The sequence below is a fragment of the Paenibacillus spongiae genome, from assembly GCF_024734895.1.
GTDB classification, from domain to species: Bacteria; Bacillota; Bacilli; order Paenibacillales; family Paenibacillaceae; genus Paenibacillus_Z; species Paenibacillus_Z spongiae.
In genome coordinates, this window is sequence record NZ_CP091430.1 from 2,235,576 (window position 1) to 2,250,381 (window position 14,806).

A 14,806-nucleotide genomic window follows, 5' to 3' on the forward strand; every position below is an offset into this window, starting at 1 on the left:
TTTATAGCCTCAAAGATGGTTTGCGTATGCGGACAATCGATAGTGGACATGATTGACATAACGTTAGAAACAGGCTATGATAAACCATTATGGATATGGAACAATGATGGAGAGAGTAAATGATCGGATGTCTCGTCATTAGCGATCCGGGGACAGTGGAAGCCCGGGCGGACAGATCATCGAAAGGCGCTCCGGAGTTCGGCAGTGAGAAAGCGGGTTTTTCGCTTCGCCACATTAAGCGGCGCATCGGGAAGCCAAGTAGGGTGGAACCGCGGGAGATACGCTCTCGTCCCTATGTCTGTATCAGCAGACGTAGGGATGAGAGCTTTTTTATGCTGTCAGCCCGACCTCTGGTGAGACGAAGAATCGACCTATTCAGTTAAAGGAGACGTGAACCATGAATTTTCAAGGCATGATTTTGACGCTGCAGCAGTTTTGGGCGGAACAAAATTGCATTCTCGTACAGCCTTACGACGTCGAGAAGGGTGCAGGCACGATGAATCCCATGACATTCCTCCGGACCATCGGTCCCGAGCCGTGGAATGTGGCTTATGTAGAACCGTCTCGCCGCCCGGCTGACGGCCGCTATGGGGAGAACCCGAACCGTCTGTACCAGCATCATCAGTTCCAGGTTATCCTCAAGCCATCGCCGGATAACATTCAAGAGCTGTATCTGGAAAGCTTGAAGCGCCTTGGTCTGGATCCCCAGCATCACGATATCCGGTTTGTCGAAGACAACTGGGAAGCGCCGACGCTCGGCGCGTGGGGGCTTGGCTGGGAAGTATGGCTCGATGGCATGGAAATTACGCAGTTTACTTACTTCCAGCAGGTTGGCGGTATCGACGTCAATCCGGTAGCGGTTGAAATTACCTATGGTATGGAGCGGCTGGCTTCCTACATTCAAGAGAAAGAAAATGTGTTTGACCTGGAATGGGTCGATGGCGTTACGTACGGCGATGTCTTTCTCCAGCCGGAATTCGAGCATTCGAAGTATACGTTCGAGACTTCGGATGCAGCGATGCTCTTCTCGCTGTTCAATATGTACGAGGAAGAAGCGAAGAAGACGATGGAGAACAAGCTCGTCTTCCCTGCGTACGACTACGTGCTCAAGTGTTCCCATGCGTTCAATCTGCTGGATGCCCGCGGGGCGATCAGCGTGACGGAACGAACCGGGTATATTACGCGGGTCCGCAACTTGGCCCGCGCATGTGCGGCGACGTATTTGGAGGAACGCGAACGGCTTGGATTCCCACTGCTGAAAAAAGGAGTGAGCGCGAATGGCTAAGGATCTGCTGCTCGAAATTGGTTTGGAAGAGGTTCCCGCCCGTTTTGTGCGCGGCGCGATGAATCAGTTGAAGGATAAGACGGAAAAATGGCTGGAAGCGGCCCGTATTTCCCATGGCGAAGTGAAAGCTTATGCAACCCCCAGGCGGATCGCGGTCCTGGTTCGCGATGTGGAAGAGAAGCAGACCGATCTGAACGAAGAGGTTAAAGGGCCGTCGCGCAAGATCGCCCTCGATGAGCAGGGGAACTGGAGCAAAGCGGCGCTCGGCTTCGCGCGCAGCCAAGGAGTCGAGCCGGAGGCGTTCTTCTTCAAGGAACTCGGCGGCGTGGAGTATATCTATGCCAACAAAAGCAGCGTCGGCACCGTAACGATGGATGTGCTGCCGGAAGGATTGACATCGCTGATCACATCCATGTCATTCCCGAAAAACATGCGGTGGGGCAGTCATGAGCTGCGCTTCGTACGGCCGATTCGCTGGCTTGTCGCACTGTTCGGAGACGATGTCATTCCGCTGGAAATTACAGATGTCGTTAGCGGCAAGCAGTCGCGCGGACACCGGTTTCTCGGCTCCGATACCGAGATCGCCAGCCCATCGCTATACGAGGAGCGCTTGCGCGAGCAAAACGTGATCGTCGATGTCACGGAGCGCGAGCGCCAGATTGTAGAGCAAATCAATGGACTTGCAGCCGAGAAGGGCTGGCATATTGCCGTGAAGGAGGATCTGCTTGAGGAGGTTCTCTTCCTCGTCGAATATCCGAGCGTGCTGTTCGGCACATTCGATCCGTCCTTCCTGAACATTCCACAAGAAGTGCTGATTACCTCCATGCGTGAGCATCAGCGTTACTTCCCGGTGCTGGACGACGGCGGCAAGCTGCTTCCGTTCTTTGTAACCGTCCGGAACGGCGACCGGACCTCGATCGAGCAGGTGGCCAAGGGGAACGAGAAGGTACTTCGCGCGCGTCTGTCGGATGCGAAGTTTTTCTATCAGGAAGATCAGAAGCTGGCGATAACGGATGCGCTCGCGAAGCTGGAAACGATCGTATACCATGAAGAGCTCGGCTCAGTTGCCGATAAGGTGCGCCGCATTCAGATCACGGCAAGCAGGCTCGCCAAAGCGCTCGGCACCGATTCGGGATCGGAAGACGCGATTGCGCGCGCTGCAGCCATTTGCAAGTTCGACCTTGTTACCCAGATGGTCTACGAATTTCCGGAGCTTCAGGGCATTATGGGCGAAGATTACGCCCGCAAAGCCGGCGAACGCGACGTCGTAGCGAAGGCCATCAATGAACATTATCAGCCTCGATTCGCAGGCGATCGCGCGCCGGCCTCGCTCGTCGGAGCCGTCGTCAGCTTGGCCGATAAGATCGATACGATCGTAGGCTGCTTCTCGATCGGCATTATACCGACCGGATCCCAGGATCCATACGCCCTTCGCCGCCAAGCAGCGGGTATCGTGCAGATCATCCTGGCGCATGGCATGAAATTGCCGCTGGACGTATTGTTCGATTTGGCGATCGATGTGCATAGCGGAAGATCCTTGAAACGCGACGCATCGCAAATACGTAAAGATTTATATGAATTTTTCTCGCTTCGCGTCAAGAACGTCCTCTCCGAGCAGGGCATCCGTTATGATGTTGTCGATGCGGTGATGGCGGCTGGCTACAACGACCTGGGTCAAACCGTTAACCGGGCCGCCGCTCTTACGGCTTCCGCCGCAGGCGAGCGCCGCGACGAATTCAAGCTGGTCGTGGACGCTCTTACGCGGGTCGGCAATCTGGCTGCAAAAGCAACCTCGAAGCATGTCGATCCGGCTCTGTTCGCGGAGCAGGCGGAAAAAGATCTTCATGCGGCATGGCAGGCCGTCAGCGCAGATATCGATGCCGCTATCGCGAATGGGGATGCGGCCGACGCGATCGCGAAGCTATCCGGATTGAAGGACATCATCAATGGCTACTTCGACCATGTGATGGTCATGGCTGAAGACGAAGCCGTACGTACGAACCGGTTGGCCGCTTTGGCCGCAATAGCTGAGTCTACGGGACGTTTGGCCGATCTGTCCAAATTGGTTTGGTAACGCAGATTTTCGACAATTTGCGCGACAATGATTCAAGTAGACTGGCATTACAGAAAATTTCAGGAGGATGAGCCTATGACAGCCGCTGCAAAGACAGACGTCATTATTTATGTCGTTTCGGATTCCGCGGGGGATACCGGCGAACTGGTCGTAAGGGCTGCGATCGCCCAATTCCATCCGATACATGCCGATATTCGCAGAGCGCCGTTCATCCAAGATGAACATGCGCTCCTGCGCGTGGTCGAGCAGGCGAAGGCGCAGGGAGCGATCCTCCTGTATACGCTCGTTCTGCCGAATCTTCGCAGTGAATTATCCCGTTTGGCGGAGGAAAAAGGTGTCGTCACCATCGATTTGCTCGGATCGCTTGTAGCAAGTCTGGAAGAGAAGACCGGGCGCAAGTCTCGTCAAGAGCCCGGTCTCAATCACGCGCTGGATGAAGATTACTTCCGCAAGGTCGAAGCGGTCGAGTTCGCGGTCAAATACGACGACATGCGGGATACGACCGGAATTTTGAAGGCGGATATCGTATTGGTCGGCGTGTCCCGCACCTCCAAGACGCCGCTGTCGATGTATTTGGCCCACAAGAAGTTCAAGGTGGCGAATGTCCCGCTCATGCCGGAGCTGAAGCCGCCGGACGAGCTGTTCAAGCTGCGGAAGGATAAAATTATCGGCCTCACGATCGGCGTGCATTACTTGAACGTGATCCGCAAGGAAAGGCTGAAGGCGCTTGGACTGCCCGACAGCGCCTCTTATGCGACGACATCCCGCATCGAGCAGGAGCTTACGTATGCATCGGATGTCATGGAGAAGCTGGGCTGTGTCGTGATCGATGTCTCGCACAAGGCGGTTGAAGAGACAGCCAGCCTGATTATGGAACATGTGACCCGGAGAAGCTAGAAACGAATACCTCGAACAAGCAGGAAGAACAGCATGGATCGCAAGACCGTAAATTTTTAAAGAAACTTTATTTATAGACCCTTGACAAGCAGGATTTTTTCGTTTTATGCCGTATATAATAGTACGGTACTTTACCAGAAAATGCGGTGATCTATAATCGAATCGACTCAAATCTCCATCGTTGTCGATGCGGATGCTTGTCCGGTCAAACGCGAAATTGTCGAAGCAGCCCGCATATGGTCCGTCCCGGTTCTGATGGTTGCCTCGTACGATCATCATCTTCAGCCCGAGGACGGCGTGCAGGTCATACAAGTAGATCGGAGCGACCAGTCTGTAGATCTGTATATCTCCAACCATGTTTCCAAAGGGGATATTGTCATTACCCAGGATTTTGGACTGGCTACGATCGTGCTGGCCAAAGGGGCGATCGCGCTGTCGCCGCGAGGCCAGCAGTATGACAACGACAATATTGATTTCTTGATGGAACGCAGGCATGAGCTTGCCAAGCGTCGTCGCAGCGGGGGCAGGACGAAAGGTCCGAAAGCGATGACCGGCGAGGATCGCGTCTGTTTTCAGCAAAAGCTGACAAAAGTTTTGAACAGTCGGCAGGAGAATCGTGAACATTAGCGAATAGTATTACGTGTCATTAGGATGAAGGTGAAGGTCGATGGCTTACGATAAAATTCCGGATTCCGTTATTGAAGCGGTACTTCGGCATCATGACATTGTAGAAACAGTCGGTAAGTACGTTCATCTTTCCAAGCAAGGCAAATATATGAAGGGCTTATGTCCGTTTCATTCGGAGAAGACGCCATCATTCACCGTAACGCCGGAAAAGCAAATTTTTTATTGTTATGGCTGCGGGAAAGGCGGCAATGCCATTAAATTCGTGGAGGAAATCGAAGAATATTCGTTTCCGGAGGCCGTCCGTCTTATGGCCGAAGACGCGGGAATCCCTTTCAGCGGGCCGTCCTCCGGCCGATCTTCCGCCGAAGACGGAGAACGCGAGAAGCTGATTGCCGCACATGAACTGACCGCTAAGTTTTATCATTATTTGCTGAAGAATACGACGCACGGACAGGAAGCGATGAATTATTTGCGTTCCAGAGGCATTACAGACAAGCAAATCGATCAATTCATGATCGGCTATGCGCCTCCGGAGTGGGATATGCTCGTGCGCTTTCTGGAGAAGCGTGAATTTAACGCGCAGCGGATGGAGAAAGGCGGCTTGCTTATTGCGAAGCAGGACGGGAGCGGTCATATCGACCGTTTTCGGGACCGCATTATGTTTCCGATCTGGAATCGGGACGGCAAAGTGATCGCTTTCGCCGGCCGTATTCTCGGAGAAGGGCAGCCGAAATATCTCAATTCGCCGGAGACGATGCTGTTCAACAAGAGCCGAAACCTCTATAACTTCCATCAAGCCCGGGTCGTCATGCGAAAGAGCAGAAGGGTCGTTCTGTTCGAGGGATACATGGATGTTATCAAAGCATGGAGCGCAGGCGTGCATAATGGCGTTGCTTCTATGGGAACGGCCTTGACGGAAGAGCATGCCACGATGCTGCAGCGCAACGTGGAGGAAGCCGTCATCTGTTATGACGGGGACAACGCAGGTCAGGAAGCGGCATTAAAGACGATTCCCTTGCTTGAGAAGGCAGGGCTCCGGACTCAGGTTGCCGTGCTGCCCAGGGGGATAGATCCCGACGAATTTATCGAACGCAACGGAGCGCAAACGTTCATTCGAGAAATTATCGAGCATCCGGTATCGTCTGTGAAATTTAAACTAATATATGCCAAGAAAAACCATATACTCCTAGAAGAAGAGGGCCGGAAGAATTACTCGCTCGAGGCCGTGGGTATCATTGCAGAGCTTGATTCCCCGACGGAACGCGAGTTTTATCTGAAGGAGCTATCCCGCGAAGTCGATCTCTCCCTGGAGTCATTGAAGCAGGACTGTTATTTGGCCCGGGAGAAGAAACATAAATCGAAACCGCAAAGGGATAATAACGATAATTCGTGGAATAATGGTAGGAATGAAAACCGTCGTATGCCTTCGGCGCCTCCCATATTGCCGGCATACCAAGTGGCGGAGCGGAGACTGCTCGCCCGTATGCTGCAGGACGGCGAGACGGCGCAGATGGTACATGATCAGCTCGGGGATGCTTTTAACGTAGAGGATCACGCAGCGCTTGCTGCTTATTTATACGCTTATTATGCGCAAGGCCATGATCCGGATGTCAGCCGGTTTATCGCATCGCTCCAAGACGATCGTCTTGAGCGGACAACCGCTTCGATTTTGATGACGGACGACGAGCTCCCTTTCGATGAGCACCTGCTGGGTGAGTACATCAGGGAAATACGCAAAGTGCCGAGATTTCGGGAAATCGAACAAAAGAGAGAAAAAATGGTGCGCGCAGAGCGATCCGGCGACATGATGTTGGCTGCACAAATTGCAAGTGAGATTATCGCCCTAGAGAGACAGCTTAAAGATCGGCATGATGATCGTTTCTAGGGAGGAGGGAGTCGGAATATGGCGAATGATCAACATACTGAATTGGATGCCGAGCAAAAGCTGGATCTTGTGAAAGAACAGCTGATTGAACAAGGGAAGAAAAGATCCTCCTTAACGTACAAAGAGATTATGGAGAAGCTTTCGCCGTTCGATCAGGATCCGGAACAAATCGACGAGTTTTTCGAGCAGCTCGACGATCACGGCATTGAAGTGGTGAATGAAAGCGATGAGGATCACCCTGTGGGGAGGGACGATCAGGAACGCGAGCATGACGACTTCAATTTCGATGATGATTTGGCACTCCCGCCAGGCATAAAGATTAATGACCCGGTACGGATGTATTTGAAAGAAATCGGCCGCGTTCCGCTCTTGTCGGCGGATGACGAGGTGGAGCTCGCGAAGCGGATCGAGCAAGGCGACGAGGAAGCCAAACGGCGCCTGGCCGAAGCGAACCTGCGTCTGGTCGTCAGTATCGCCAAGCGTTATGTCGGCCGCGGCATGCTGTTCTTGGATCTTATCCAGGAAGGAAATATGGGTCTTATTAAAGCGGTTGAGAAATTCGACCATACCAAGGGCTATAAATTCAGTACCTATGCGACATGGTGGATTCGTCAAGCGATAACACGCGCGATTGCGGACCAAGCGCGTACGATTCGTATTCCGGTTCATATGGTAGAAACGATCAATAAGCTGGTACGCGTATCACGTCAGCTTCTGCAAGAGCTGGGACGGGAGCCAAGCCCGGAAGAGATAGCGGCCGAGATGGACTTAAGTACCGAAAAAGTAAGGGAAATTATGAAAATCGCACAAGAGCCGGTATCGCTTGAGACACCGATCGGTGAAGAGGACGACTCGCATTTGGGTGATTTCATCGAGGATCAGGAGGCGCTTGCGCCGGCAGACGCGGCAGCATACGAACTGCTGAAGGAACAGCTGGAGGATGTGCTGGATACGTTGACCGAGCGCGAGGAGAACGTGCTTCGACTGCGTTTCGGACTGGACGACGGCCGTACGCGGACGCTGGAAGAAGTAGGGAAGGTGTTCGGCGTAACCCGCGAGCGGATTCGCCAGATTGAAGCCAAAGCTTTGCGCAAGCTTCGTCATCCAAGCCGCAGCAAACGGCTTAAAGATTTTCTCGAATAAATGGAAGGACCTTTCTGCGGGAGCGGCGAGGTCTTTTTTCCATCATCATCGCGCGACCGAAAGGAACGTCCCGACATGGATCAGGATCGACGCAAAGTTATTATCAGAGAGATCGAGCATTGGCAGCGCAGTAAGCTGCTCCCCGATCAATACTGCGATTTTTTGTTGAATTTGTATCTGGAGTCGGGAGAAGAGCGCGAGCCAGCAAATTTGAGCGGCAAAGCCGTTAAAGCGATCAAACTTGCGACGTGGAAGCACTGGCTCCTTGCTTTTGGAATTTTTTCCTTGATTTGTTTTGTTGTACTTTATTTTAGCGTTTTTCACCCGGTATTGCAAATCGCGGTATCGATCTCCGGTGTGCTTCTGCTGCTTCTGCTCGGACAGCGATACCGCGCCAAGAACGAGTCAGCCGGGCTCGTATTAATCGGGACAGGCATGCTGCTGATGCTTGGTTCAGGCCTCTACATGCTGAAGCTGCATGAGCTGGAAAACTGGGGCTGGAAGGCCGGTCTTCTTGCCTTCTGTGCATTGTTCTGGGTCGTATTCGGAATTGCGGCGCGTATTCCCATTCTCCATCTTAGCGGATGGATCGCTTCCTTTCTCGTGTATGCCTGGCTGCTGTCGAATAATACGAACGAGCCGGAATGGTATGAGGTGCAGCTCTATTGGCTGCCGGCCTCTTTTGTATTCTGTTGGTGCAGCTGGTATTTCCACCGATGGTCGAGACCGGTATCGGCTGTATTGTTTGTCGCCGGCGCATTGATCTGGTTCATGCCGGAGCTGTATGCCAAGTTGTTTGTGGAAGAGTGGCTGTGGCTTCAGCTGCAGCTAATTGTCAAAATCATGGCGGGAGGGGTCATCCTCTTCGCGCTTCGAAAAAAATGGATTGCGTGGGTTGCCTGAAATGATTAAGTTATCGAAACGGTTGCAAACGATTGCGGACCGGGTATCCGCTGGATCGCGCGTTGCGGATATCGGCTCGGATCATGCCTTACTGCCGGTTTATCTCATCCAATCCGGTCAAATTCCATCCGCTATTGCCGGTGAGCTGAATGCGGGGCCATGCGATGCGGCGCGCAAGCAAACAGCAGATGCCGGATTGACGGGCCAAATATCCGTCCGGCAGGGCGACGGATTATCCGTCCTGCAGCCCGGTGAGGCGGACACCGTCACGATTGCGGGCATGGGCGGCAGCCTGATGGCCGAGATTCTGGAAGGCGGATACCACAGCGGCAAGCTGGCCGGCGTGCAGGAGCTGGTGCTGCAGCCGAACGTTGGGGAAGATATCGTTCGGAGATGGCTTGTCCGCCGCGGCTGGGTATTGACGGATGAAGCCATTATTGAAGAAGATGGCCGAATTTACGAAGTGCTGAGAGCAGTGAGCGTGGCGGATGCCGAAATCCGCAATATTGTGGTTTACGATCTGTCGGCCGTGCCGCTGCAAACCATGGATTCCTATGTGAAGGCAGGCTGGCTATACCGGATGGGTCCGCACTTGCTGCGGAAGCCGAGCGGGTTATTGATGAAGAAATGGGAGCTGGAGCATCAGAAGCTGGAGCGCATACGCCGTCAGGTTTCGTTATCGGACTCGCCGGAATCCCGGGAGAAAGAGGCGGCCCTCCGCAATGAAATGAATCAAATCAAGGAGGTGCTTGCATGTTTGCCCACGGACAAACCGTCGTTCAACTAATGGAGCAGCTGGCGCCGAAGCATTATGCGGTGGAAAATGACAAGATCGGCCTGCAGCTGGGCACGCTGCAGAAAGAAATCAAGAAGGTTCTGATCGCCTTGGACGTTACGGATGAAGTCGTCGATGAAGCCATTGAAATAGGCGCGGAGCTCATTATTGCCCATCACGCGATTATCTACCGTCCGATCGCCAAGCTCGATACGTCCACACCGGCAGGAAAGCTGTATGAAAAGCTGATCAAGCACGATATTGCCGTCTATATTGCGCATACGAACCTGGATGTTGCCGAAGGCGGCATCAATGATTGGATGGGCGATTTGATCGGCATGGCCAAGGACGGTCGCGCATGTCTGGAGGACGTGCACACAGACAAGCTTTATAAGCTGGTCGTGTTTGTGCCGCAGAGCCATCACGAGCAAGTGCTGCAGGCGCTATGGAAGGCAGGCGCGGGCGGTATCGGGGGATACAGCTGCTGCAGCTTCAATATTGAAGGAACAGGGACGTTCTTGCCCAAAGAAGGCGCACAGCCCTTCATTGGCGAGGAGGGGCGGATGGAGCGCGTTGCGGAAATCCGGATCGAGATGATCGTTCCCTACAGCGTACACCGGCGCGCCGTTCAAGCGATGCTCAAGGCGCATCCGTATGAGGAAGTGGCGTACGATCTCTATCCGATTGATCTGAAGGGGCGTACCTTTGGACTTGGGCGCGTCGGCAAGCTTGGCGAGCCGGTTAAGCTGAGCGAGCTCGCCGAGAACGTAAAGGCTGCCTTCGACGTTCCGGTCGTCCGTGTCGTGGGCGATACGGATCGAATGATCCGCAAAGCGGCTGTACTCGGCGGTGCCGGAGCCAAATATGTCCGTCATGCTTCCTTCGCAGGAGCAGACGTTCTTATTACGGGCGATATCGACTATCATACCGCACATGATGCCATCGCGGCGGGGATGACGATTATAGACCCGGGCCACAATATCGAGAAAATTATGAAACCGCGCGTAGCGGAATGGCTGAACCGCGAGCTTGCGGAACGCAAGTATGATACGATTGCCGCAGCGTCGGCTATTTCTACGGAACCGTTTCGGTTTATTTAACTGAAGCTGCAGGCAAAATGTTCTTGTAATCGGTGCCGATCCCGGATTTCCTTGAAGACGGACAGAAGGGATTGGCGTTTATTGCTTATAGAGGAAGCTGCCTGCTTGAGCTTTCGCCGCATTCCTAGTATACTAGCTAATGCACCGGAAAGTTTGACAGACAATCGCTGGCGGCTTAACAGCCGCGAGAGGAAAGTCCGGGCTCCATAGGGCAGGGATGCTGGATAACGTCCAGTCGGCGCGAGCCGAAGGATAGTGCCACAGAAATGGACCGCCGATGGCCGGCTTCGCGCCGGCACAGGCAAGGGTGGAACCGTGGTGTAAGAGACCACGAGGACCGTTGGTGACTTCGGTCCTGGTAAACCCCATCTGGAGCAAGACCTAAGAGAACGCTGCGGCTTCGAGCCGCACCCTTGCCCGGGGAGCGTTCGGGTTGGTCGCTTGAGCTTGCCAGCAATGGCCGGCCTAGATAGATGATTGTCGCTTCATGCGTGGGAGGGTCGTTCCCGTTAATACCACTAGAAGTACAGAACCCGGCTTACGGCAAACTTTCCGTCACGTACTTTATTGAAATGAACCCAAAAAAGGCTGTTCCCGCTTCGTATCCGACTATGCCGGATCGATGCAGGAGCAGCCTTTATTCGTATAACATGACTTAAGGCTCGGCAGGATGGTTAGAGCTTATTTGCCGGAGATTTTGTTATACTTCTTGGCGATGGCAGCAAGCCGGTTCTCCACCTGCTGGGGAAACCGCTGAAGCGATACGTTGGCGGACTGGCGGGCAGCGTTCAGTGCCTTCACGACATCGATTTGACCGTGTCCAAAATATTTATCCTTGCCCTTGGTGCCAAGGTCGTGAGCCGAATTCCGCATAATGTCCATCACCTGGGTGTTGGTCAGCTTAGGGTTGATGGAACGGATGAGCCCTGCGAGTGCCGCAACATGCGGACTGGCCATCGAAGTGCCCGATAATGCCGCATATTGGCTGCCAGGATAGGTACTGGCGATGCTCGCCCCGGGTGCAGCTACGTCGATATAGTCTCCGTAGTTCGAGAACGACGATTTGGAGCCGTCGGGGTCGGTGGACGCAACGGCGAACACCTCCGGATAAGCGGCAGGGTAGCCGGGCCGTTCGGTATTGTCGTTGCCGCTGGCAGCGATGAGAACGACGTCGCGGTCGAACGCATACTTGATCGCGTCATGCAGAAATTCCGCTTCCGCATAGTTGCCCAGGCTCATATTGATTACCTTCGCGCCGTTGTCCGTGGCCCATATGATTCCCTCAGCCACAGAATAGGTCGACCCAGCGCCGCTGCTGTCAAGCACTTTGACCGGCAGCACTTTATTGTACCAGGACAAACCGGCCACGCCTTCGCTGTTGTTCACGACAGCCGCGATGATCCCGGCTACGTGAGTACCGTGTCCGACATCGTCTTCAGGCGCTTCGCCTGGGGTAACGATATTGGTCCCGGCATGGAGCTTGCCGGCTAGATCGGGATGATCGGTCTGCACGCCCGTATCCAAGACGGCCACCAGGACTTTATCGCTTCCCTTGGAGACGCCCCAGCCCTTCTCCGTCTCAATGACGGGAAGATTCCACTGATAATCGTGATATAGTACGTCGTTGGGTACTATCGGTGCAGCGCCTGCCGTTTCATTGGTAAGATACAGGTAATGCGGCTCGACATAATAGGGATTCCAATTTTTCTTGAAATAGTTCATCATGCTCTGGGCATCTTTCCGCGTGGAACGGAACACATAGGTTTGCGTCTTCCCCAGCTTCCTGATTGACAAGGCGTCGATGGCATGCTTAATCTGGCTTAAATCCCGATCGGACAGCTGATGTCGGAATTTCACAACGACCTCATTGATGTGGTAATGGCTGGCATTGCCGTTATCGTTCCCGTCCGTAACCGTCGTATCCTTCATCGTATTCGGGAGAACGGACTCGATCTTATACTTTCCTTCCATCGGATAAGGAACGATACGAAGGTTCCGGCGCTGATGGGCTTGAACATGATTGACGATGTCCTGACGGATGACGCCGACGATGCCATCCCCGTTCTTCTTGCTGCCGGCTACGGTCAGTACGATATAGGGTTGTCCATTCAGCTTGACAGGTTCGGAGACGAACGATTTCTTTTCGGCCAGATTTTTCTTGGCCTGGGCGATCTGTGCTTGAATTTCTTTATTGTCTTCTGCAGGTATTTTTCCGCGCTGTATGGCTTGCCCGTTATGCTTCCAATAGACATATACCATTTGTTTATGCTTATCCATCATGCTTCGCAGGTCCGAATCCTTCGCGCCGCCGGTTCCGGACTTCGTCATCAGCTTCCGGAAATTCCGCGAGCATTCTGTCGTGCACAGCTTGGCCGTCGCATTCATATCCTGTTCGACCGACCTATGCTTCATCGCATGCTCTTGATTGGCGGCCGTCTTCTTAAGAGCGGCCTGATTGTACTGCGGCGGTTGTCCTTCATTCGGTTTGCTCGGCGCGCGTGTCCCTGATCCAAACCATGGCATAAAAGGAATGAGGAATGCGGCGACTGCAAGTGCCGTGAACCAGCCGATCCATTTACGTCGCATCGTGATGAGTCCCTCCTAGTTAAGGTAGTGGTGCTTAAAGTACCTCGTGTACGTTTCACGCTTAGAATGAGGTCGGCATCTCGAAAATATACGTCATATTGATCGAATCTGGAGTATCACTGACAAGCATTTTGTGGTACGATGTTCATGGTTTGAAATTTTTTTGTTTTGTAACGATGAAAGGGGATTTATATGCCATCGACGAACGTGAAAGCGCTCAGTGAATCGACCAAGGACAAATTAAAACAGGGAATTGACCACTTGGAAGCCTTTCTGAATCATTACACGCTCCCAATGCTTGCGGTAAATGATCAAAGTCAAGAGGCGGAGCTTTTCTATAAAGGTTTACTGTCCGATCTTCGTCATTTGCTGGCGTTCTCGGAAGTGGCGTACGAGAAACTGGGCGTAGCGATCAGACGGCCCAATTTCGATAATGACTTTGCTGAACGGATCCTGTACGATGTATATCACCAGTGCGTCAACGCGTTTTTCTACCCGAAGAACGAGTGCTACTCGGAAGATGGCCGCTATGCATACACAGGTCAGGATGCAATCCGTTTCCGCACCAAACCGATCAATTCGGCTCGCGACATCGTGCTGACCGTCTCCAAGGTTTACGAAGAGCTGCGCGATGACCTTGCTTATTATGAGAATGACTATATGACACAGCGCCGCATGCAAGGACAAAAATAAGGCAGGCATAGCACACCCCCGGGTCGGGCAACTTGATACCGGGGGTGATTTTTATGCCAAAGGGCGTAAGCTGCAGTGTAGCCAACTGTTCCTTCTGGGGACAAGGTAATGAGTGCCATGCAAATGCGATTCATATCGATATTGACAGCCATGCCAACAAGAACTGGAATAACGAGTTCGCGGCGGGAAGCCTTGGAGAGATGCACAAGGATACCGCTAAGGATTCTGCCTTCACATGCTGCGATACCTTTAAACCGAAGGAGAAATGAGCATGAGCATGAAACAGGATCGTGATTCCGAATTCAACCGGCGGGAAGAAGAGAATGCCAAGCTTTCTCGTCTTGACCGGGAGCGCTACAAGGAAGAGGCTGCGGCCGAAATAGCGGTGCCTGCCCAACCGGTCAACAGTTCCGCACGGCTAGACGAGGCAGAAGAAGAAACACGTTCTGCCGGACGTGCGACGGGATGGGCTGCTCTCATTCTTTCGATCATGTCGTGGTTTGTCTGGCCGGTCTTGCTTGGAATCACAGGCGCTGTGGTCGGCTTTATGGCTTACCGTCAAGGAAGCAGGGGGTTAGCCGTCTGGTCGATCGCGCTGGGCCTTATCGCCGCTGCCGCCTATCTGGTGCTTATCCCGCTTTACTATGCTGTGACCTAGCATCTGGCTCTTTAGAACCGATTGGAGAAACCGGCGGACTACTGCAAAGAGCCGCCGGTTTCTGCTTATTTGGGATTTTTTTACGCGAATAGGACTTTCGGCTCACTGGATAAACAATCTCAAACCATGTAGAATGGAATCAAAGTATGTCGATTCAAAAACGGATTCCTAATCAATGGG

At 53.2% G+C, this 14,806-nt stretch carries 13 protein-coding genes and 1 other RNA gene; 13 read left to right on the forward strand and 1 reads right to left on the reverse strand.

Features of this window, described 5'->3' with window-relative positions; all coding sequences use genetic code 11:
* Positions 1 to 397: 397 nt before the first annotated feature.
* The 10 genes from glyQ (at position 398) to rnpB (ending at position 11,245) form a co-directional block, all read left to right on the forward strand.
* On the forward strand, positions 398 to 1,285 hold the full coding sequence (glyQ, locus tag L1F29_RS10205; protein WP_258388209.1) for a glycine--tRNA ligase subunit alpha: 888 nt from the start codon (positions 398 to 400) through the stop codon (positions 1,283 to 1,285).
* Positions 1,278 to 3,359, forward strand: coding sequence for a glycine--tRNA ligase subunit beta (gene glyS, locus L1F29_RS10210; RefSeq protein WP_258388210.1), 2,082 nt, complete (start codon positions 1,278 to 1,280; stop codon positions 3,357 to 3,359). The genes glyQ and glyS overlap by 8 nt, the downstream gene beginning before the upstream one ends.
* Before the next feature lie 75 nt (positions 3,360 to 3,434).
* The gene (locus L1F29_RS10215; RefSeq protein WP_258388211.1) at positions 3,435 to 4,256 is read left to right on the forward strand and encodes a pyruvate, water dikinase regulatory protein; all 822 of its coding nucleotides are present in this window, start codon (positions 3,435 to 3,437) and stop codon (positions 4,254 to 4,256) included.
* A 156-nt stretch (positions 4,257 to 4,412) separates the two neighbouring features.
* A complete protein-coding gene (locus L1F29_RS10220; RefSeq protein ID WP_258389658.1) occupies positions 4,413 to 4,883 on the forward strand; it encodes a YaiI/YqxD family protein in 471 nt (156 codons plus the stop codon).
* A gap of 40 nt (positions 4,884 to 4,923) precedes the next feature.
* Positions 4,924 to 6,768 carry a DNA primase gene (gene dnaG, locus L1F29_RS10225; RefSeq protein WP_258388212.1) on the forward strand — a complete coding sequence of 615 codons (1,845 nt, stop codon included), beginning with the start codon at positions 4,924 to 4,926 and terminating at the stop codon, positions 6,766 to 6,768.
* An 18-nt stretch (positions 6,769 to 6,786) separates the two neighbouring features.
* The gene (gene rpoD, locus L1F29_RS10230) at positions 6,787 to 7,911 is read left to right on the forward strand and encodes an RNA polymerase sigma factor RpoD (protein ID WP_258388213.1); all 1,125 of its coding nucleotides are present in this window, start codon (positions 6,787 to 6,789) and stop codon (positions 7,909 to 7,911) included.
* 75 nt (positions 7,912 to 7,986) lie between these two features.
* Positions 7,987 to 8,814 (forward strand): hypothetical protein, encoded by an 828-nt coding sequence (locus L1F29_RS10235; protein ID WP_258388214.1) that lies wholly within the window; start codon positions 7,987 to 7,989, stop codon positions 8,812 to 8,814.
* 1 nt (position 8,815) lies between these two features.
* On the forward strand, positions 8,816 to 9,601 hold the full coding sequence (locus L1F29_RS10240; protein ID WP_258388215.1) for a tRNA (adenine(22)-N(1))-methyltransferase: 786 nt from the start codon (positions 8,816 to 8,818) through the stop codon (positions 9,599 to 9,601).
* Positions 9,568 to 10,689: a Nif3-like dinuclear metal center hexameric protein gene (locus tag L1F29_RS10245; protein ID WP_258388216.1), complete on the forward strand. Its 1,122-nt coding sequence runs from the start codon at positions 9,568 to 9,570 to the stop codon at positions 10,687 to 10,689. The genes L1F29_RS10240 and L1F29_RS10245 overlap by 34 nt, the downstream gene beginning before the upstream one ends.
* Positions 10,690 to 10,837: 148 nt before the next feature.
* An RNA gene (gene rnpB, locus L1F29_RS10250) (RNase P RNA component class A) lies at positions 10,838 to 11,245 on the forward strand.
* Positions 11,246 to 11,370: 125 nt separating this feature from the next.
* Here rnpB and L1F29_RS10255 read toward each other — a convergent pair.
* The gene (locus L1F29_RS10255; RefSeq protein WP_258388217.1) at positions 11,371 to 13,275 is read right to left on the reverse strand and encodes a S8 family peptidase; all 1,905 of its coding nucleotides are present in this window, start codon (positions 13,273 to 13,275) and stop codon (positions 11,371 to 11,373) included.
* Between the two features lie 192 nt (positions 13,276 to 13,467).
* Between L1F29_RS10255 and L1F29_RS10260 the strand changes: the two genes are divergently transcribed.
* From L1F29_RS10260 to L1F29_RS10270, 3 genes are read left to right on the forward strand one after another with little or no spacing between them, the layout of a single operon-like run.
* Complete coding sequence (locus tag L1F29_RS10260; protein WP_258388218.1) at positions 13,468 to 13,968, forward strand: YpuI family protein; 501 nt, start codon at positions 13,468 to 13,470, stop codon at positions 13,966 to 13,968.
* A gap of 53 nt (positions 13,969 to 14,021) precedes the next feature.
* Positions 14,022 to 14,237 (forward strand): DUF1540 domain-containing protein, encoded by a 216-nt coding sequence (locus tag L1F29_RS10265; RefSeq protein ID WP_258388219.1) that lies wholly within the window; start codon positions 14,022 to 14,024, stop codon positions 14,235 to 14,237.
* A gap of 2 nt (positions 14,238 to 14,239) precedes the next feature.
* Positions 14,240 to 14,626, forward strand: a complete 387-nt coding sequence (locus L1F29_RS10270; RefSeq protein WP_258388220.1) for a DUF4190 domain-containing protein — start codon at positions 14,240 to 14,242, stop codon at positions 14,624 to 14,626.
* Positions 14,627 to 14,806: the final 180 nt, after the last annotated feature.